The organism is Actinomycetota bacterium, assembly GCA_014360645.1.
GTDB lineage: Bacteria > Actinomycetota > Geothermincolia > Geothermincolales > RBG-13-55-18 > Solincola_B.
Genome location: JACIXD010000008.1, coordinates 79,102 through 97,028, shown reverse-complemented (window position 1 = coordinate 97,028; position 17,927 = coordinate 79,102). Strand labels below are relative to the sequence as shown.

Sequence of the window (17,927 nt, the reverse complement as noted above, 5' to 3'; positions counted from 1 at the left end):
TTCATATTTTTTTGTTTGCACCACCTCCTCTTGTCCAAACCTCCTTATCCATGCCTTCTCTCCGTATTCAAAACCTCCCTATTCGCAACCCCTTATCCACACCATCTCTTTCGCGCCGCACCCCGCCCCCCTCCTGTTTGACCCCACCGCCTCCTCCCGGCCAAACCGTCTTTTTCGTTCGCATCGTTCACATGGTCTTACCCACACCGTCCCATTCGCGCCGGCGCCCGCGAACCCCGTACCGCGCCGACCGCCTCTGTGCCCCCCCGGCTCCCCGCGGCAGCGAGTCCCGGTGGATGCCCTCTCGCGTCGGGGATCGGGCACGCGAAGTGTTCATGATCTCCGTCATGCTAGATATCTAACATGACTATTAGGTCATTATTGGTATCTATTTGTAAAAAGCCTGCACAACGTGGCTTCATATCGATACCCCTTTCATTGTATAATGAAAAAAGCTTCTCGATATCTTCGTCGACTGGGGGGTCAGGATAGGTTGCTAAGGAGGTTGTCATGGGTGAGTTGAACCGCAAGCTGGGCGTTCTGGCGGCAAAGATGGCGAACAACAAGGACCTTGTCTCGGGGATGATATCCGGCATCGACCCCAAGGTGATCGCCGATGCCATCAACGAGAACAAGGAGCTCATCAGCAAGACCATGTCCTACCTCGATCCCTCGGTGCTCGCATCCATCATCAACAGCAATCCCGATTTCATGGCCAAGCTGATGAAGGGCCTGGACGCAGCGGCCATCGCCAAGGCGATGAACAAGAATCAGCGCTTCGTGACCCAGCTCATAGAAAACACGGACCCCAACGTCTTCTCCCGCGCTGCCAACACCCTCTTCAACAAGCTGCGCAAGGCGACCTATCGCCCCGGCCTGAGCGTGTCGGAATAGCGGCAGCGCCGGCCCGGGTCTCTCTCCGTCCGGCTCCCCGGTCTTCGCCGACGGGACGGCATGCGTACCCTGCGGCTCGGCCGGGGAGGCCGGTTTATCCGGGCCTTCCATGGGGGGCGGCGGCTCCCGTCTGTGCTAGGATGTTGCCGATAGCGCGATCTCCCGTTATCACCGGGAGCGCGGCCGTATCGGGAATGCGAAGAGATTCGGGGAGGCGCCATGCCCCAAGGAGTCCTGGAACGTTTCCGCCCCCTGTTCCATCCCCGCGGCATAGCGGTGGTGGGAGCCACGGATAACCCGTTCAAGCTCGGCTTTCACGCCCTCAAGGCGGTCACCGTCGCGGGTTTCGAGGGAGAGGTCTATCCCGTCAACCCCAACGCGGGCGACGAGATACAGGGGCTGAGGGCATACCGCTCCATCCGCGACCTCCCCCGTGACGTGGACCTCTTCGTCTACGCCGTCCCCGAAAGGCTGGTGGTTCCGGCGGTGAGGGAGTCGGTGGAGAGGGGAGGGAAGGCGGGGGTCATCTTCGCGGGAGGGTTCCGCGAGACGGGCCCGGAGGGAAGGCGGCTGCAGGAAGAGCTGGTGAGCACCGCCGACGCGGGAGGGATGAAGCTCATCGGCCCCAACTGCATCGGCGTGGTAAACAAGCAGGCGCGCCTCAACGCCACCTTCGCCAGCCCGCTGGCGTGGTTCCCGGAGGGAAATGTGTCGGTGGTGAGCCAGAGCGGCGGCATGGGCAACAGCATCCTCAACGAGATCATGGACGAGCAGGTGGGGATCTCCAAGTTCGTGAGCATCGGCAACCGCGCCAACGTGGAGTTCGCGGACATGGTGGAATACCTTGCCGAGGACCCCTACACCGCGGTGATCTGCCTCTTCATCGAGGGGCTCGACGACGGCGCCGCTTTCCTGGAAAAGGCCCGGCACGCCTCGCGCCGCAAACCGGTGCTGGTCTACAGCCGCGGCTATACCGCCAGCTCCTCGCGTACCGCCCTCTCACACACGGGCTCGGTGGCCAGTTCCGAGGAGGTCTACCGCGGAGCCTTCCGGCAGGCGGGGCTGCTGCAGGTGCATTCCAGCTCGGAGATGGCCGCCACCTGCAAGGCCCTGTCCATGGGAGGCATGCCCGCCGGCGACGGGGTCTTCATCTCCACGCACTCCGCGGGCCCGGTGGTGGCCATATGCGATATCTGCGAGCGGGGGGGCCTGCGTTTCCCTCCCCTCAAGGCGGAGGTGGCGCGGGCCATGGAGTCCTTCCTTCCCCAGCACGCTGCGGCCGCCAACCCCCTGGACATGTTCGCCTTCGCCTGGACCGATACATCTCTGTACCTGAAGGCGGCCGACCTCGCCCTGGGACAGGACGACATCCACTGCGCGGTGGCAGTTTTCGTCACCGGGGGAGGAGCGGGCCCGGTGTTCCCCTCGCGCGAATACGCGGAGATAGGCCGCAGGCACGGCAAGCCGGTCTTTCTTTGCCTCATCACCCCCTGCGCCCTCATCCACGAGATCGCCGAGGCACAGTCCCACGGGGTCATCGCCCTGAACTCGCCGGAAAAGCTGGGGAGGGTGCTGGTGAACCTCAGGCGCCTGGCAGCCTTGCGGGCAGGAAGATGACCCGGCCCGCCGGTGGTCACGCGGCATCCGCCCCCGTGGGCTTCCGGCCCGGGCAAGGAGCCGGATGGGAGACGGGTGGGCGGGAAGTGGAAAGGCGGGATCAAAGCGGCTACAATCTATCCCGGTGATCATATGCCGAGATTCGGGCTGGGAAGAAAAGACATCGCTAGACTTGAGAGGGAGCGCGATGTCGAGAGCATCATCGCGTTCCTCCGGGATGACGACGACAAGGTCGTATTCCAGGCCATAGAGGCCCTTACGCGCATCGGCGAAAACCGGGGCATCGAGGCCCTGATGGCCCTGGTCGCGGATGCCTCCACGCGGGACATCGTCCGCGCCAAGGCCTGGGTCGCCCTTGACGTGGGAATCGCTCGCGAGGCTAAGAAGCGCACCGACTGGACCTGAAGTGGGATGGAAGATCATGGGAATACCCGAGTACCCCAAGCTGCGGCGCCTGGAAGCCTTCCCCGCGAGACAGCAGGGCAGGGAGGTGATCGCCCTGCGCGACCCCGAGGGATATATGCGCAACCTGGTGGTACTGCAGCCTCCCATCTATTTCATCGCCTCCCTCTGCGACGGCACGCGCTCGCTGCGCGACATCCAGGCCGCTTACGTGCGGCGCTTCGGCGACCTCATCACCAGCGAGCAGGTGGCCGCAGTGGTGAACGAGCTGAACCAGAAGATGCTGCTGGACAGCGACGATTTCCGCGCCTACAAGCGGCGCCTGGACGAGGAGTATCTCTCCCTCCCCAACCGCCCCATGGCCAGCGCCGGCAGCGCCTACGCCGCCGATCCCCGCGCGCTGCTGCAGCAGGTGCGCTCCATGCTCATGGAGGCGGGAAAGGCGGAACCCCTGCCCGGCGGAATTCCCGCGGGGGTGATAGCCCCGCATATAGACCTGGAGCGGGGCAGGGAATGCTACGGGAAGCTGTATTCGCTGCTCGCAGCCTCCAGCGGAGGCCAGGCCCCTCCCCTGGTGGTCGTCCTGGGCACCTGCCACGGGGAGATGGAGGGACCCTTCGCCCTCACGCGCAAGAATTACCTCACCCCCTTCGGGCTGGTGGAGACGGACATCGGGCTGGCCGAGGGCATCGCCCAGGCGGCGGGCATGGACGGCCTGGGGGACGAGCTCTCCCACCGTTCCGAGCATTCCATCGAGGTGCAGCTCCCGCTGCTGTGCGTGATCTTCGGGGGGGCGGACCGCTTCCGCCTTCTCCCTATAACCTGCAATTCCTTCCACCACTTCATCGCCGAGGGGCGGTCCCCGTCCGAGGACGCTCGAGTGAGCGCCTTCTTGGGTGCGCTCAAGGGTCTCCTTTCGGCCATGGAGGGGAGGGTCCTGCTCATCGCCAGCGCCGACCTGGCGCACCTGGGCAGGCGCTTCGGAAGCCTCCTCCCCCTGGACGGCGTGCTGCTGTCGTCCGCCATCGCCAAGGACAAGGAGATGCTGCGCGAGGTCGAGGAGGGGAACGCCGAGGGGTTTTATTCCTATATAGCCTCGGAGAACGACTCGCGACATATATGCGGGTTGCCTCCCATCTACGCCCTGACAAAGACCCTGGACGGCAGGAAGGGCAGTCTGGTCGAGCACTGCCACTGGTTCGACCCCCAGGAGGGCTCCGCGGTCACCTTCGCGGGCCTCGTGTTCCCCTGAGCCGAGTCACCTTCCTGTTTCCGCGAGCCCTCTTTTCTGCGGACACGGACACCCTGTACCGGGATAGCCGGGAATCCGTCGTGCCTATCGAGGGCATGGAGTCAACCTTTCCAGGGGCCCTGCGCGGATCGGGTGACGGTCGATCCCGGGACCCGGGGCGGATAAAGCCCGCCCGCCAGCCTGGCGACAGCAGCACTCCTTCGCCTTACATCACCGTTGCGCGAACTCCCGCCTTTCGCGGACGTGACCCCCGGGCGCGAGGCGATTAAGATGGGTGAGTGGCCGCTATCGCGGGCACCAGGAAAGGACGGAGGGAGGGAGGCAAAGCCGCTCGCCCTGCGGGTCTTTCCCGCGTCACCGGGCTGCATGGAGGGGCTCGGGAAGAAAAGGCGGGACGAACCGGTCCCAAACCGCGCGCATTCCGCGAGTCGCTTGCCCCGCGGGGAGAGGTCGAGGGAGTAGGGGTGGGAGCGCGCCGTCCATCTATGGCGTTAGAGGCCGGGGCCTGAATATCCTCTCCGCCGTCGAGGAAGGATAGGCGCAAGCGCCGGCCTCTGGGAAAAGAAGCCCGGGGCATAGATACAGTCTCTGCCATCGAGCGACGAGGGGTGGGAGCGCGCCGTCCATCTATGGCGTTAGAGGCCGGGGCCTGAATATCCTCTCCGCCGTCGAGGAAGGATAGGCGGGAGCGCCGGCCTCTGGGAAAAGAAGCCCGGGGCATAGATACATTCTCTGCCATCGAGCGACGAGAGGTGGGAGCACGCCGTCCATCTATGGCGTAAGAGGCCGGGGCCTGAATATCCTCTCCGCCGTCGAGGAAGGATAGGCGGGAGCGCCGGCCGCCCGGCGTGTTCAACCCCCTCTCTCCCCGAAAGGAAAGGCTGGTCAAAAGGAGATGGAACGAGACAACGCCGCCGCCAGACCGCCCACCTCCGGGCGGCCCCTGGCCTCCAACCGGCCGCTGGTGCTACTCCTGCTCTCCCAGTCCCTGGGGATGGTGGCTCGGGGCATCTATTTCGTGAGCCTTCCGCTCTTCGTCTTGGAGCGCACCGGCTCGGCGTTCTCCATGAGCCTCTCCCTCTTCCTGGGGTTCGCTCCCTTCACCCTGGCCGGGCCCTTCGCGGGCGCGGTGGTGGACCGCTTCTCCCGCCGCGACCTCATCGTCCTCTCCAACCTCCTTTACGGCGCGGCCCTCTTCGCGCTGCCCTTCATGCACGCGCAGTACCTCATCTTCGCCAACGCCTTTATCGCCTCGCTGTTCGGGGTCATCCTCGTGAACGCCATCTCGGCACTCATCCCCGAGCTGGTGGACACCCCTCATCTCGCCAAGGCCAACTCCCTCTATACCTTCCTGCGATCCGTTACCTACCTCCTGAGCATGTTTATCACCTATTTCCTCATCGGGAGGCTGGGAAAGGCCAACGTGTTCTTCATCTGCTCACTCCTGCTCCTGCCCTCGGGCCTGATCTGCCTCGCCCTGAGGCGGGACCGCCCCAGTGCCCGAGCCTGGCGCGAGAAGGCCGCGGCGGGCCCGGTCGCGGAGAGCCCGGCCGCGGAAGGTCCTGCGACTGGGGGAACGCCGGTGGGGATAGAGATGCCGTTGGGAGCGCCCGCGGCGGAGAGCGAGAGCCTGGCGGTCGCGGAACGAAGAGGGGCGTACGCCGGCAATCGGGGTCAGGGCAGGCGCGGCTTCCGGGACGCGCTGCACGTCCTGTGCTCGGACCGGCACGTGCGCGGGCTCACCCTCATGCACCTCACCTTCATGCCCATCTTCGGGGCTTTTGAGGTCCTGCTGCCCGTCTTCTGCGACGAGAAGCTGAAGAATGCGGACTACTACGCGCTGGTGAGCGCGGGGGTGGGGGCGGGCCTGGCGCTGGGAAGCCTACTCACCTACCGCCTCCTGGCCCGTTTCCGGCCCCTGGGACTGGTGTTCGGGAGTTTCGTCGGCTATGCCGTCGGGGTTTTCGTGTTCTCGCGCATCGGCCGACTCGCGCCCGCCCTGGCCGCGAGCGCCTTCATGGGGCTGGTGGACGCCTTCGGGTTCACCACCTACGAATACCTCCGGCAGCGCGTGGTACCCTCCGCTCTGCGGGGACGCGTCTTCGCGATCATGGACGCCGTGGTCCTCCTCCCGCTGCCCGCGGGCTATCTGCTCATGGGTTTCTTCGCCGAGCGGACCCCCGTGGCCGACCTGGGGTTATGGCTGAGCGCCGCCGGTCTGTGCCTCGCTCTGCTCACCTTCCCGCTCACCCGCGGCCTGCCTACGCTCACGGACAGGATGGAAGGGGCCGAACCCTGACGGGCTCGGAGGGCGTCTTCCCGCTCTCCCAGCAGGTTCAGGTGCCGCAATTCTGCGTGCGCCCTTTCCGAAACCCTGAGGTCGGTTGCTTCACGGAATACTCGCCTGCGCCCTGTGTTTCCATATCTTCCCTGAGAGAGGCAAAAGATGGCGGGCACGGCTCCGGCCGTTATCTGCCCACTCAGGGGGAGTTCTCGGGGAAGTGGCAGGCGACCCGGTGGCCCGGCTTCTTCTCCTCCAGGGGCGGCTCCAGCTCGCTGCATATCTCCTGTTTTTTCCAGCAGCGCGTGTGGAACCTGCATCCGCTGGGTGGGTCGATGGGGCTGGGGACGTCGCCCTCGAGGATGATCCGCTTCCTCTCCCTCTCCTTCACCGGGTCGGGGATGGGCACCGCGGACATCAAGGCCACCGTATAGGGGTGCATGGGGTTGCCGTAGAGGGCGTCGTGTTCCGCCCTCTCCACGATCTTCCCCAGGTACATGACCGCCACCTCGTCGCTGATGTGCCGTACCACCGAGAGGTCGTGGGCGATGAAGATGTAGGTGAGGTGGAAGCGTTCCTGCAGCTCCTTGAGGAGGTTGAGCACCTGCGCCTGGATGGAGACGTCCAGGGCGGATACGGGCTCGTCGCAGATGATCAGCCTGGGATTGAGGGCCAAAGCCCGCGCCACCCCGATGCGCTGCCGCTGTCCGCCCGAGAACTCGTGCGGGTAGCGCGTGAAGTGCTCGGGCTGCAGGCCCACCAGGGTGAGCAGCTCCACGGCGCGCCTCCTCCTCTCCTGCTTGCTCCCCTCTTTGTGGATGGCCATGGGCTCCATGATTATGGACCCCACACTCATGCGGGGGTTGAGGGACGCGTAGGGGTCTTGGAAGATGATCTGCATGGAGCTGCGGACCTCCTGCATCTCGCGGCGCTTCAGCTTGAGGATGTCGCGCCCCTCGAAGATGACCTCGCCGCGGTCGGCCTTGATCAGCCTGAGCACGAGCCGCGCGAGGGTCGATTTACCGCAACCGGATTCTCCCACCAGCCCCAGGGTCCTTCCCTCATTCACCTCTAGGCTCACCCCGTCCACGGCCTTCACCGTGCCGCCCAGGCGCGAGAGGACGAGTCCTTTCCCCACCGGGAAGTGCTTGGTGATGTCGCGGGCCTCCAGAAGCAGGGCCATCAGGACTTCACCCCCTGCCCGTGCCTCTCGAAATCCATGGCGAAATGGCAGGCGGATAGATGCTCCGGCTCTACCTCGACGAGCGGAGGCTCCTCCACGGCGCACACCTCTTCCCCGAAGGGGCAGCGCGGGGAGAAGCTGCATCCCGGCGGCAGGTTGATGAGCGATGGCGGCGAGCCCCCGATGGTCAGCAGGCGGTCCTTCTTCTCGTCCAGGCGCGGCACGGAACGCATGAGGCTCCAGGCATAGGGGTGCCGGGAGTTATAGTAAACGCGGTCGATGTCCGCGTATTCCACCACCTTCCCCGCGTACATGACCAGCACCGTCTCCGCCACTCCCGCCACCACCCCCAGGTCGTGGGTGATGAGCATCACCGCCAGGTCGATCTCCTCGCGCAGCTTCCCTATGAGTTCCATGATCTGAGCCTGGATGGTGACGTCCAGGGCGGTGGAGGGCTCGTCGGCGATGAGCAACTTGGGCTGGCATGACAGGGCCATGGCGATCATGGCCCGTTGGCGCATACCTCCCGAGAACTCGTGGGGATACATCTTGTAGCGTCTCTCGGCCTGGGGGATCTCCACCATCTCCAGCAGCTCTATGGCCCTCTTCTTCGCCTCCTTGCGAGAAAGCCCGAGGTGTACCTGGATGGCCTCCCTGATCTGGCTGCCGATGGTGAAGACGGGGTTGAGGGAGGTCATGGGATCCTGGAAGATCATCCCGATGTGGTTTCCCCTCACCTGCCGGATCTCCCTGTCGTCCATCCGCAGGAGGTCGCGTCCCTCGAAGAGTATCTCCCCCTCCTCGATCCTCCCCGGGGGATCGGGGATCAGCCGCATCACCGAAAGGGCGGTGACCGTCTTCCCGCAGCCCGACTCTCCCACCACCGCGAGGGCCTCGCCCCTGGCCACGGTGAAGGAGACCCCATCCACCGCCTTGACCACGCCCTCCCGGGTATGGAACCAGGTGCGTAGACCTCTTACCTCGAGGAGGGTATCACGGTGTTCTTTCACCCTATACGCTCCCTTTCAGCCTCGGGTCCAGGGCGTCCCTGAGGCCGTCGCCCAGGAGGATGAAGGCCAGGACGCTAACCACTATGGCGATGCCGGGGATGAACATCATCCAGGGGTCGGTGGTATAGAAGGGCAGGTATTCGGCGAGCATGTTACCCCAGCTGGGCGTGGGGAGCTGCTGGCCCAGCCCCAGGAAGGCCAGCCAGGCCTCGGCCAGGATGGCCCCTCCCACGCCCATGGTGGCATAGACGATGATGGGCTGTATGGCGTTGGGCATGATGTGCTTCCAGATGATGCGCGTGTTGCTCGCCCCCATGGCACGCGCCGCCTCCACGTATTCGTTCTCCTTCACCGAGAGGATGGATCCCCGGAAGATTCTGGCGATGGTGGCCCAGCCCAGCACGCCGATGGCGATGAACACGTTGATGAGTCCCGGGCCCAACACGGTCATGATGGCGATGGCCCCCAGCACGGTAGGGAAGGCGAAGAAGATGTCAGCGGTGCGCATGATCACCGAATCTCCCCATCCCCCGAAATAGCCCGCCAGGGCACCGAAGAACAAACCGATGACCAGGCTTATGAGCACGGCTACGATGCCCACCTCCACTGAGACCCGGCTGCCGTAGATGAGGCGCGAGAGGATATCCCGGCCAAGGCCGTCGGTCCCCAGCCAGTGCTTCCAGGTGGGGGGCTGCTTGACGCCGCCCGGAGTCCTTATCTCCATCTGGTCGTTGGGATCATAAGGGGCCAGTAGGGGGGCAAATATGGCCGCCAGCACCAGCAGGATGATGATGACCAGGCCCACCATGGCCATCTTGTTATGGCGCAGGCGGTACCACACGTCCGCCCACAGCGCGGTGCGACCGTGCACGCGCTGTTTCTCCAGGGCCAGCTCGAACTCCTCGACCTCCATGCCGAGGTCGGGCTCCTTGCCGGGGATGAGGTCATCGGGGTCCCGGGGGTCGCTCATTCAGGTCACCTCCGGAGACTCGCCCAGCCTTATGCGCGGGTCGAGGAAAGCGTACGAGATGTCCACGAGCAGGTTGATGAAGACCACGATGACCACCAGCACAAACACCAGGCCCAGCACCATGGTGTGGTCGCGCTGGATCACCGCGAAATACAGCTTGTGCCCCACCCCGGGCCAGTTGAAGATCATCTCCGTGAGCACCGCCGCGCCGATGAGCACCCCGAAATCTATGCCCAGGTAGGTCACCACCGGGATAAGACCGTTGCGCAGGGCGTGCTTATAGGTGACCCTGCGTTCGGAGAGGCCCTTGGCGCGCGCGGTCTGGATGTAATCCTGGCGCATCACCTCCAGCATGGATGAACGTGCCAGCCGAGCCACGTAGGCGGTGGAAACGGCTGCCAAGGCCAAGGCCGGCATGACGTAATACTTTACGCCGCCCAGGAAGGCGGTCCCCGGCGGAGGGGCGCCGGAGGGCGGCAACCATCCCAGCCACTGGGCGAAGAGAAGCTGCATCAGCCTGCCGATCCAGTAGATGGGCATGGCCACCAGCACCGAGGTACTGATGGTGACCAGCACATCCCAGAAGGAATAGCGCGATACGGCCGATATAACCCCCGCGAGGATGCCGAAGATCACGATGATGATCTCCGCCGCCAACGCCAGCTTGAACGACCACGGCAGGCTCTCTCCGATGATGGACCACACCGAGCGCTTGTAGGTGAATGATTCCCCCAGGTCCAGCTTGAGGATGTTCCTCAAGTAGATGCCGAGGCGGGATATGAAGGGTTTGTCCAGATAGAACTTCTTGCGGATGTTCTCCAGCACCTGCTCCGAAGATCCCTTGGGGGCGCGCATGCGGGCGACGTCGCCGGGGATGATGGCCAGGAGGAAGGAGATGAGGACGACGACTCCCAATACCACGATCAAGGTCTGGTAGAGCCTGCGCAGAATAAAGACGAGCATCTAATCCTTCGACCTCTCCTCCATCTCTCGAGGGCTCCGATAAAGTTAGCACAAGGGAAAGGGGCCTGCAAGGATAACCCGCAGGCCCCCGTCGCCTCCATTATACCGTCGCGCTTACTCCTTGAAATAGACCAGCTCCAGGGGGGTCAGGTCATCGGGAGTGCGCATGTATCCTCCCACCTTGTCGGAGTACACCCTGGAGGTCTTGTAGAACATCAGGGGCATGATGGGCGCGTCCTCGAGGATCTTCTTCTCGGCCTTGCGGTAGAGCTCGATCCTCTCCTTCTCGTCGATGGTGCTGCGCGCCTCCAGCAAGAGCCGGTCCACCTCCTCGTTCTTGTACTGGCTCATGTTGTCCACGCCCGCGTTCTCGGAGTAGAAGAGCGGGTAGAGGAAGTTGTCCATGATGGGGTAGTCGGCCAGCCATCCCAGGCGGAAGAAGGTTATCTGCTCGCCCTGGATGAGGTCGAGGTAGGTCCCCCATTCGTAACCCTCGATGCCGAACTCCACCCCCACGTCCTTGAGGTTGCCCTGGATGAACTGGGCGATGGTGTCGTGGCCCACACCGGTGTTGTAGCCCAGGGTGAGCTTGGGAAGCCCCTGGCCTCCCGGGAACCCGGCCTTCTCCAGCAGCTCCTTGGCCTTATCGGGGTCGTACTTGTACTCCATAGCGTTGGACTGATAGCCGGGGATGCCGGGCGGGACGATACCCGTGGCGGGGATGCGCTGCCCTTCCATGACCACGTCGCAGAGGGTCTGGCGGTCGACGGCCCAGTTGAAGGCCTGGCGCAGGTCCTTGCTGTCCTTCCACGGCGAGGTGTTCATGTTGAAGCCGTAGTAGTAGATCCCCAACATGGCCTTGAATATGGCGCGCTCCCCATATTCGGCCTCCGCCGCCTTGAACTGACCCTGGGGGATCTGCGCGTCGTCCAGTGCCCCGGCCTTGAAGTCCTGATATGCGGTCTCCTCGTCCTGGTAGATCTTGAAGACCACGCCGTCAAGGTAGGGCTCGTTCCCGTAGTAATCGGGGTTCTTATCCACCGTTATCTGCTGTTCGTGCACCCACTCCTTGAACACGAAGGGACCGGTCCCCACCGGGTGCTCGCTGAAGTTCTCGCTCCCATACTCCTCCACCACTTCCTTGGGGATGGGCGAGAAGACGGGGTGGGCGGTGTGGTACACGAAGTCGGCATAGGGATAGGAGAGGGTGACCTCCAGGGTGTAGTCGTCGAGGGCCTTGACCCCCTCCAGGGTCTCGGCGGTGCCCCCGGTCACCTCGTCGTAGCCCTTGATGGCCGACATGTGGTAGGAGACCTCGCTGGCGGTGTCCGGGTCGCACACCCGGTTCCAGGAGTACACGAAGTCCTCCGCCTTGCACTCGCGCCCGTTATGGAACTTCACGCCCTTCTTGAGCTTGAAGGTGAAGACGGTGGCGTCGTCGCTGACCTCGTAGGACTCCGCCATGGCCGGCACCAGTTCCATGGTCTTGGGATCGTTGTCCATGAGGCCGTCGAATATCTGCTTGCCGACCTCGATGCCCTGGGATTCCTGCAACTGCGCCGGATCGAGGGACACGGGGTCGGATACCAGGCAGTAGTTGAAGGTACCGCCCTTCTTCTTCCCCCCCTTCTCCTCCTCCTCCTTCTTCTCGCCGCACCCGGCGTAGATCATGGCCAGGCCTATGGCCAGGGCGATGAAAACCACCAGGATAAGCGCTGTCTTACCCTTTCTCATGCATGACCTCCTTGCTAAGATCTCTCCCACCCTCGCGGTGCCGGAACCTCAACGCAAGGCGTGCGCCCTCCAACACCGGTATCAAGCGCCTCTCTCAATCCTCGCTCTCACCCCCCTCCTCCGGCACGGAGGCCGGACGTACCGTCGCCGCAAGCGGCGATCAGCGGACTGCGAGCGGAACAAAAGCGGCAGGCGTTCACCCCCTCTTTCTTTTTACCAGCTCGGCCATATGGTTCTCGGCTCCAGAAACATTATAAGAACTGCGAGCAGCGAGCGCAAAAGGCGCCTCGTTGCTCATCAAGCCCGCGGCTTGCTCTCTATAAGAAGATTAGATGCCGGTGGATCCGAATCCTCCCTCTCCGCGCGCCGTCTCCTCCAGCTCCTCCACCACCTCGACCCGTGCCGCTTCCACCTTCTGGATGACCATCTGGGCGATGCGGTCCCCCCGCCGCACTCGGAAGGGCTCGCTGCCGTGGTTGATGAGGATGACCTTCACCTCGCCGCGGTAATGGCAGTCGACGAGTCCGGGCGTGTTGACGATGCTGATGCCGTCTCGGGCCGCCAGGCCGCTGCGCGGCTGTACGAAGGCTGCATAGCCCTCCGGTAGGGCCATGGAGAATCCCGTGGACACCAGGGCCCGCTCCCCGGGGAGGATGACCACGTCCTCCGCGCTGCGGATGTCCAGCCCCGCGTCCCCGGGGTGGGCATAGGAAGGCGGTTCCATGTCCGGATCCAGCCTCTTCACCCGCAGGATGACTCCCTCTCCTCCATATCCTTCCAGGCGCCTCATCTCCACCAGGGGCACGATATCGTAGTAACCCAGGCGCTCGCGGAGCGTCTTTATTTCCTCCAACAGTCCTTCCCCGGACAGGCGCTTCTCGAGCAGGGTCCCCTCCAGTTCGAGCTGGAACCGCCTGCCGGGGAGGAATTCGTAAACCAGGCGGTACAGGCCCGAGGCGATCTCTCGGTACCCCCCCTCCACCAGGTCGTAGGGCCGCACCTCGTAATGGAGCACCCTCTCCCCCCTCGCCAGCACCTGCACCCCGTCCCGGCGCAGGAATATCCGGGGCGGGGCCGAGCGGTAAAAGCAGGGTAGGAATATGGCCGCAGGCCTGGAGGCGAGGATGCTCTCGACCTTTTCCATTATCTCCCTTAACTGTGCATCCATGAAACGCTCCTCACACTGGACTCGTGCCGTACCCATGCGCCTGAACCTGCAGCTCCGCTCTCCCCGAGGGGAAAGAGCCGCGACGGAGGTCGGGTGTCTTCCGCTCCACCGGGCTTAACGCCCATATATCTCGTCCTCTTCCGCGGCCTCATGCCGAGCCCACCCCGCGATACCGCCGGGCGATGCATTCCGCGGTGACATCCCTGCTCCAGGGAGCGGGCGTCTCCGCCCGCCACCGAACCCGCTTTACACGTGGATCCTTTCCGCTTTCCGCTTTCCCACCCTCTCAAGCCCCAGCCCTCCGGCCTGTCCTTTCCGCCGGGGAACCGCCTTCCCGGGAGCTCCTCGGCTCCGGCCGGGCCCCGGTCCCGACCGGCCTCAGTCCTCCACCAGGGCCACCGCCCTGATCCAGCCCGCGCTGGCCTTCTTTATCTTGATGGGGAAGCAGAAGAAGGTGAAGCCGTAGGGAGGGAGCTGGTCGAGGTTGGTCAGTTTCTCTATATGGCAGTAGCCCTTCTCGATGGAGGCGAAATGCCCCTCCCAGATGAGGGAGGCATCGTGCGTCTCCTCGAAATCCTTCGCGATGAGCGGCAGAGGGCGGTCCCAGGACCAGGCGTCGGTGCCGGTGACCCTCACCCCCCGCTCCAGCAACCACAGGGTAGCCTCCCTGCCCATGCCGCAGCCCTTGAGCAGGTATTCCGGCTTGCCCCAATACCTGTCCGCGCCGGTCATCACCAGCACGATGTCCCCCTCCTTGAGCTGGTAACCCAGCTTGTCGAAGGCCTCCTCCATGTCGGAAGCCATGACGCGGTAGCCGTCGGGAAATTGGCGGAAATCCAGCACCACGCCGGGACCCATGCACCATTCCAGGGGCACCTCCTCTATGGTATAGGCTGGCTTCCCCCCGTCCATGGTGGGATGGTAGTGCCAGGGGGCGTCGAGGTGGGTGCCGGAGTGGGTGGCCAGGGTGAGTATCTCCACCGCCCATCCCAAACCGCCGGGCAGGTCCTTCGCCGGGTCTATGCCCGGGAAGAACTCCGCCATGGACGCCGCCCCAGCCTCGTGCTCAAGGTACATGATCTTGGGGATCATGGCCGGGGGGTCGGACGGCAGGCCGTCCTCTATGGTTATGCTCAGGTCCACGAATCTCCTCGCCATCTCCTTTCACCTCCCTGTCGGCTTCCTCTGGAGAAGCTCATGTCAAGACGCAACAATACTATACCCCGGGGACGACATCACCCGCTGCCAGAAGCCCAACCCCGCCTGTTCCGGGACCCGGGGGAGCGCTGGAAGGGAGCGAGGGCGGGGAACCGCCGGCCCCGGCACCACAATGCCCCTCCATCAGGGCGCGGTACCTGCGAGCCCTCTCCTGCGGGGTGGGCCCGCAGACCAGGGCGCAACGACCGCAGATGATGGGAAAGGGGTAGGCCTCTATCCCTCCGATACCCAGGCGGCGCACGAGATCCTTGATCGTGTCCTCGAGTGCGGACATCCCCTCCCCCTTTGATCCCATCCGCGCGGATGTTTCCCTGGGCGCACATGCGGGACACGGTCGCGGCGCCTCAAAGCCGCATGCCGCGTTATGCGCCACTTTGCCACAGGTAGATTATAGGATAACGCGGAGGTCGGCGGAGGCTGCACATCCCTCGCTGCTGCCGGTCCTCCGGACACGGCCCCGGCTGAACTACTTGAGGGGAGGCTCCACCTGGAGGACACGGTCGGATAAACGAGCAAGAGGAACACCCCTGAATACCAGGCGTGCCAGGTAGAGACTCCGCCTGAAGGACACGGGCGGAAAAAGGCGCGCCACGTCATGTCGGAGCTTAACACTACTGCGACTACCTCTACGACCTGACCGAGGAGGCGGTCCGGCAGATAGACTATCTCCTCTCCCTCGTGCCCACCATGGAGGAGATCGAGCAGATGCAGCAGCAGGCGGAGCGCCTGAAGAATCTTCCCTCCGGCGGCAGGTACGAGGAGGTCCTGGCGCAGCTCCAGCGCAACGCCCAAAAAGTCCTCTAGGGCCTGGAGAGCAAGCAGCCTCCCCCGGGTGCGGACGCCTACGGCCGGGAGATGAGCGACCTCGCCCGGGAACTGGAGTCCACCTCCCAGCAGATGGCCGACTTCCTGGCCTCGGGGAATACGGCTGCCTAAAATTCCCGGCTCGAGCAGATGAACGACGCCGTCGCGCAGGCGCAGCGGCAGCTCGCCGCGGGTGTCGATTCCCTGGTGTCTGGATATGTTTCCATGCTCTCCCAACTGGAGGCGTCCATACAGTCGTCCCTGCCCTGACGGCAAGCATACCCGGACCCCCGCCCACGAGGCGGGGGTCTGTCTGTGAAGGCGCCGGACAGCCGCCGGGGGCCTTCGCGTCGTCGACGGACCTCCTTAAATGGAGGGCTCGAGAGCATCTGCGCGGCCTTCTGCCCGGTGCCCTCGAGCCTCCACGCCGGAAAGAGGGGTGTCGTAGGTCAAGCGTTTACTACCGATCGCTCCTCTCCGGCCCCGATAAGGTCCCTTATGTACCTCAACAGCTCCCCGTTGTCGAAGGGCTTTGCGAAACAGTGCGTCACCCCCGCCCGCAGCGCCCGGTCCTCGATATCCTCCTTGGGCAGCGCGCTCAACACGATGATGGGGATGGTGAAGGTGTTGGTGGAGAGCTTGAGCCTCTCCACCACGCTGAAGCCGTCCCCGGCCGGCATCCTGATATCCAGGATGATCAGGTCGGGCTTGATCTTGTGGGCGTTCATCACCGCCGTCATGCCGTCGAAGGCGGCGAAAACCTCGTAACCCTCGAGGGTGAGGTTGACGCTCAGGATCCTTACCAGGGCCTCGTCATCGTCGACGATGAGGATCTTTTTCTTGTCCATATCGCAACCCCTCTCTCGCATCCTCGCTTTCCGGCAGTTCTTGTATCGAAAGGGGCGGCCCGGGCGGCCATCCCGCGCGGGGGTGATTCACGCGCGCCATCCGGGTTATACCCGCGCCGCAGGACCTGAGAGACGGGGTGCAAGGATGAGTGGGATCGCTATTCCTCATCCGGGGACCGGAGCCTTTCCGGCCGTCCATGCCCCGAAGGAAGCCGGGAAGAGACGAGGTCGGCGTTTCGACGAGGACTCCGGAAAAGAGCGCCGGCGGCACGGACCGGCGCCGTCGAGCGTATATGAAGCAGCTGAGATATGGGAACGGCTATCGGCGGCATCATCCGTTTCCGCTTGCCGGATATTGCACCCTTGCATATTCAGCAGATGAGATATCTGAACGGTTATCGGGCGGCCGCCTTAATCGCCGGCCGACCCGGCCACTATCTCGATAAAGAGATCGCCGTCGGCCTCCATGCGCCACCGGTGGCGGCCGCGCTCTCCCGTCAACAGCTCGAAAACGCCCAGTGCCAGCCCCACGACATATTCCGGGATGGCGGGGTTGGACATCCGCAGCCGCAGGCCGGTTTCGTCGATATCCAGGGCGGTGATGAGACCCAGGCCCCTTACCGCCGCCATGGACCGCAGGCCCTCGTAGCCGGATGCTGCCTCCTCGGGACCCATGGCCGCCAGGGTGTTCTCCCTCTCCACCTCGATGATCGCTTCGCTCACGCGCTCTCCCAGTTCGTGTACGAGCTCCTCGAATACGGCGCGCATGCCCACGGTGCCGAAGAAGGCCAGCCGCCTCCCGCTGCGTACCTCCCTGATCACCCCCGTGCCCAGGTTCCACGAGAACTGCCTTAACTCAAGGGGCGCGCCGCACTCGGGGCAGGGCCGGAACCGGTAGTCGCCGGGTTTCCCAGCCAGCTCCTCCTTGAGCACGAAAGTCTCGTCCCCCAGGCGTTCCTCTCCCAGGGTCACGTCCACCTGGTGACGCCTGGAATCCAGGGGCAGGCGGGTGACCTTCGCCCACCGGCGCTCCAGCACCTCGGCGGCGCCCTTGAAATCGCCGCAGAAGAAGGGCAGCGAGTAAGGGTCCTCTATGTAGACGGTCACCCTCTCCGGGCGCCCCCGCCTCGGATACTGGCCCCCCACGGTTATCTTGCCGTAGCCCATCACCAGCCCCTGGGACTCGATGGTGGAGATCATGGTGCGGTAGCCGATGATGCGCGCCATCATCTCCACGCCCCAAGGGAGGGTACGGCGCAGGAAAGCGCGGGTGGCCCTGCTCTTTGATTCCACCACCATCTCCCAGAGATGCTCTTCCGTCACGCCCAGGATATCGGAGAGGCGACTCCAGAGCCGGTCCAGGTTCTCCGACTCGAAAAAGACCAGGCGGTGCAAGGGGTCCTTGCTCTGGGTGATGGTGCCGTTATCGTTCCAGGACAGATTGCGCGCGATGCCCAGGGGCACGCCGCACTCGCCGCAGGTACGGGTGATCCTCACAGCAGCCTCCTTCCCCGCCTCTTGCCGCGTTCCCTTTTCGCGCGGGGCGCGTATCCACGGCGCGCCGGCTGCGCCCGCGGAACAGG

15 protein-coding genes are annotated in these 17,927 nt (G+C 64.3%); 5 read left to right on the top strand and 10 right to left on the bottom strand.

Annotated features, from left to right (window positions below; translation table 11 throughout):
* The first annotated feature begins 510 nt into the window (after window positions 1–510).
* From H5T74_08765 to H5T74_08745, 5 genes are all read left to right on the top strand, one after another.
* Window positions 511–894 (top strand): hypothetical protein, encoded by a 384-nt coding sequence (locus tag H5T74_08765; GenBank protein ID MBC7230465.1) that lies wholly within the window; start codon window positions 511–513, stop codon window positions 892–894.
* Between the two features lie 219 nt (window positions 895–1,113).
* Window positions 1,114–2,511, top strand: a complete 1,398-nt coding sequence (locus H5T74_08760; GenBank protein ID MBC7230464.1) for a CoA-binding protein — start codon at window positions 1,114–1,116, stop codon at window positions 2,509–2,511.
* 75 nt (window positions 2,512–2,586) lie between these two features.
* Complete coding sequence (locus H5T74_08755) at window positions 2,587–2,916, top strand: HEAT repeat domain-containing protein (GenBank protein ID MBC7230463.1); 330 nt, start codon at window positions 2,587–2,589, stop codon at window positions 2,914–2,916.
* A gap of 16 nt (window positions 2,917–2,932) precedes the next feature.
* Window positions 2,933–4,165 (top strand): AmmeMemoRadiSam system protein B, encoded by a 1,233-nt coding sequence (gene amrB / locus H5T74_08750; protein ID MBC7230462.1) that lies wholly within the window; start codon window positions 2,933–2,935, stop codon window positions 4,163–4,165.
* 895 nt (window positions 4,166–5,060) lie between these two features.
* Window positions 5,061–6,464 (top strand): MFS transporter, encoded by a 1,404-nt coding sequence (locus H5T74_08745; GenBank protein MBC7230461.1) that lies wholly within the window; start codon window positions 5,061–5,063, stop codon window positions 6,462–6,464.
* Window positions 6,465–6,645: 181 nt separating this feature from the next.
* Here H5T74_08745 and H5T74_08740 read toward each other — a convergent pair whose 3' ends face one another.
* The 10 genes from H5T74_08740 to H5T74_08695 form a co-directional block, all read right to left on the bottom strand.
* Entirely contained in the window at window positions 6,646–7,629 is a 984-nt protein-coding gene (locus H5T74_08740; GenBank protein ID MBC7230460.1) for a dipeptide ABC transporter ATP-binding protein, read from the bottom strand.
* Entirely contained in the window at window positions 7,629–8,639 is a 1,011-nt protein-coding gene (locus tag H5T74_08735; GenBank protein MBC7230459.1) for an ABC transporter ATP-binding protein, read from the bottom strand. Before H5T74_08735 ends, H5T74_08740 begins: the two co-directional genes overlap by 1 nt.
* A gap of 1 nt (window position 8,640) precedes the next feature.
* Complete coding sequence (locus H5T74_08730) at window positions 8,641–9,552, bottom strand: ABC transporter permease (protein MBC7230458.1); 912 nt, start codon at window positions 9,550–9,552, stop codon at window positions 8,641–8,643.
* 57 nt (window positions 9,553–9,609) lie between these two features.
* Entirely contained in the window at window positions 9,610–10,572 is a 963-nt protein-coding gene (locus H5T74_08725; GenBank protein ID MBC7230457.1) for an ABC transporter permease, read from the bottom strand.
* Between the two features lie 114 nt (window positions 10,573–10,686).
* Window positions 10,687–12,306: an ABC transporter substrate-binding protein gene (locus H5T74_08720; GenBank protein MBC7230456.1), complete on the bottom strand. Its 1,620-nt coding sequence runs from the start codon at window positions 12,304–12,306 to the stop codon at window positions 10,687–10,689.
* Between the two features lie 328 nt (window positions 12,307–12,634).
* The gene (dut, locus tag H5T74_08715) at window positions 12,635–13,096 is read right to left on the bottom strand and encodes a dUTP diphosphatase (protein MBC7230455.1); all 462 of its coding nucleotides are present in this window, start codon (window positions 13,094–13,096) and stop codon (window positions 12,635–12,637) included.
* 756 nt (window positions 13,097–13,852) lie between these two features.
* Entirely contained in the window at window positions 13,853–14,632 is a 780-nt protein-coding gene (locus tag H5T74_08710; protein ID MBC7230454.1) for a cyclase family protein, read from the bottom strand.
* A 58-nt stretch (window positions 14,633–14,690) separates the two neighbouring features.
* Window positions 14,691–14,966 carry a hypothetical protein gene (locus H5T74_08705; GenBank protein MBC7230453.1) on the bottom strand — a complete coding sequence of 92 codons (276 nt, stop codon included), beginning with the start codon at window positions 14,964–14,966 and terminating at the stop codon, window positions 14,691–14,693.
* Between the two features lie 979 nt (window positions 14,967–15,945).
* Window positions 15,946–16,344: a response regulator gene (locus H5T74_08700; GenBank protein ID MBC7230452.1), complete on the bottom strand. Its 399-nt coding sequence runs from the start codon at window positions 16,342–16,344 to the stop codon at window positions 15,946–15,948.
* A 411-nt stretch (window positions 16,345–16,755) separates the two neighbouring features.
* Window positions 16,756–17,841 (bottom strand): hypothetical protein, encoded by a 1,086-nt coding sequence (locus H5T74_08695; GenBank protein ID MBC7230451.1) that lies wholly within the window; start codon window positions 17,839–17,841, stop codon window positions 16,756–16,758.
* Window positions 17,842–17,927: the final 86 nt, after the last annotated feature.

Excerpts from the sequence above, each read along its gene's own strand:
- H5T74_08700 (MBC7230452.1), bottom strand. The coding sequence starts at position 16,344 with ATGGACAAGAAAAAGATCCTCATCGTCGACGATGACGAGGCCCTGGTA.
- H5T74_08730 (MBC7230458.1), bottom strand. The coding sequence starts at position 9,552 with ATGGAGGTCGAGGAGTTCGAGCTGGCCCTGGAGAAACAGCGCGTGCAC.
- H5T74_08705 (MBC7230453.1), bottom strand. The coding sequence starts at position 14,966 with ATGTCCGCACTCGAGGACACGATCAAGGATCTCGTGCGCCGCCTGGGT.
- H5T74_08740 (MBC7230460.1), bottom strand. The coding sequence starts at position 7,629 with ATGGCCCTGCTTCTGGAGGCCCGCGACATCACCAAGCACTTCCCGGTG.
- H5T74_08720 (MBC7230456.1), bottom strand. The coding sequence starts at position 12,306 with ATGAGAAAGGGTAAGACAGCGCTTATCCTGGTGGTTTTCATCGCCCTG.
- H5T74_08765 (MBC7230465.1), top strand. The coding sequence starts at position 511 with ATGGGTGAGTTGAACCGCAAGCTGGGCGTTCTGGCGGCAAAGATGGCG.
- H5T74_08745 (MBC7230461.1), top strand. The coding sequence starts at position 5,061 with ATGGAACGAGACAACGCCGCCGCCAGACCGCCCACCTCCGGGCGGCCC.
- dut (MBC7230455.1), bottom strand. The coding sequence starts at position 13,096 with ATGAGGCGCCTGGAAGGATATGGAGGAGAGGGAGTCATCCTGCGGGTG.
- amrB (MBC7230462.1), top strand. The coding sequence starts at position 2,933 with ATGGGAATACCCGAGTACCCCAAGCTGCGGCGCCTGGAAGCCTTCCCC.
- H5T74_08710 (MBC7230454.1), bottom strand. The coding sequence starts at position 14,632 with ATGGCGAGGAGATTCGTGGACCTGAGCATAACCATAGAGGACGGCCTG.
- H5T74_08760 (MBC7230464.1), top strand. The coding sequence starts at position 1,114 with ATGCCCCAAGGAGTCCTGGAACGTTTCCGCCCCCTGTTCCATCCCCGC.
- H5T74_08725 (MBC7230457.1), bottom strand. The coding sequence starts at position 10,572 with ATGCTCGTCTTTATTCTGCGCAGGCTCTACCAGACCTTGATCGTGGTA.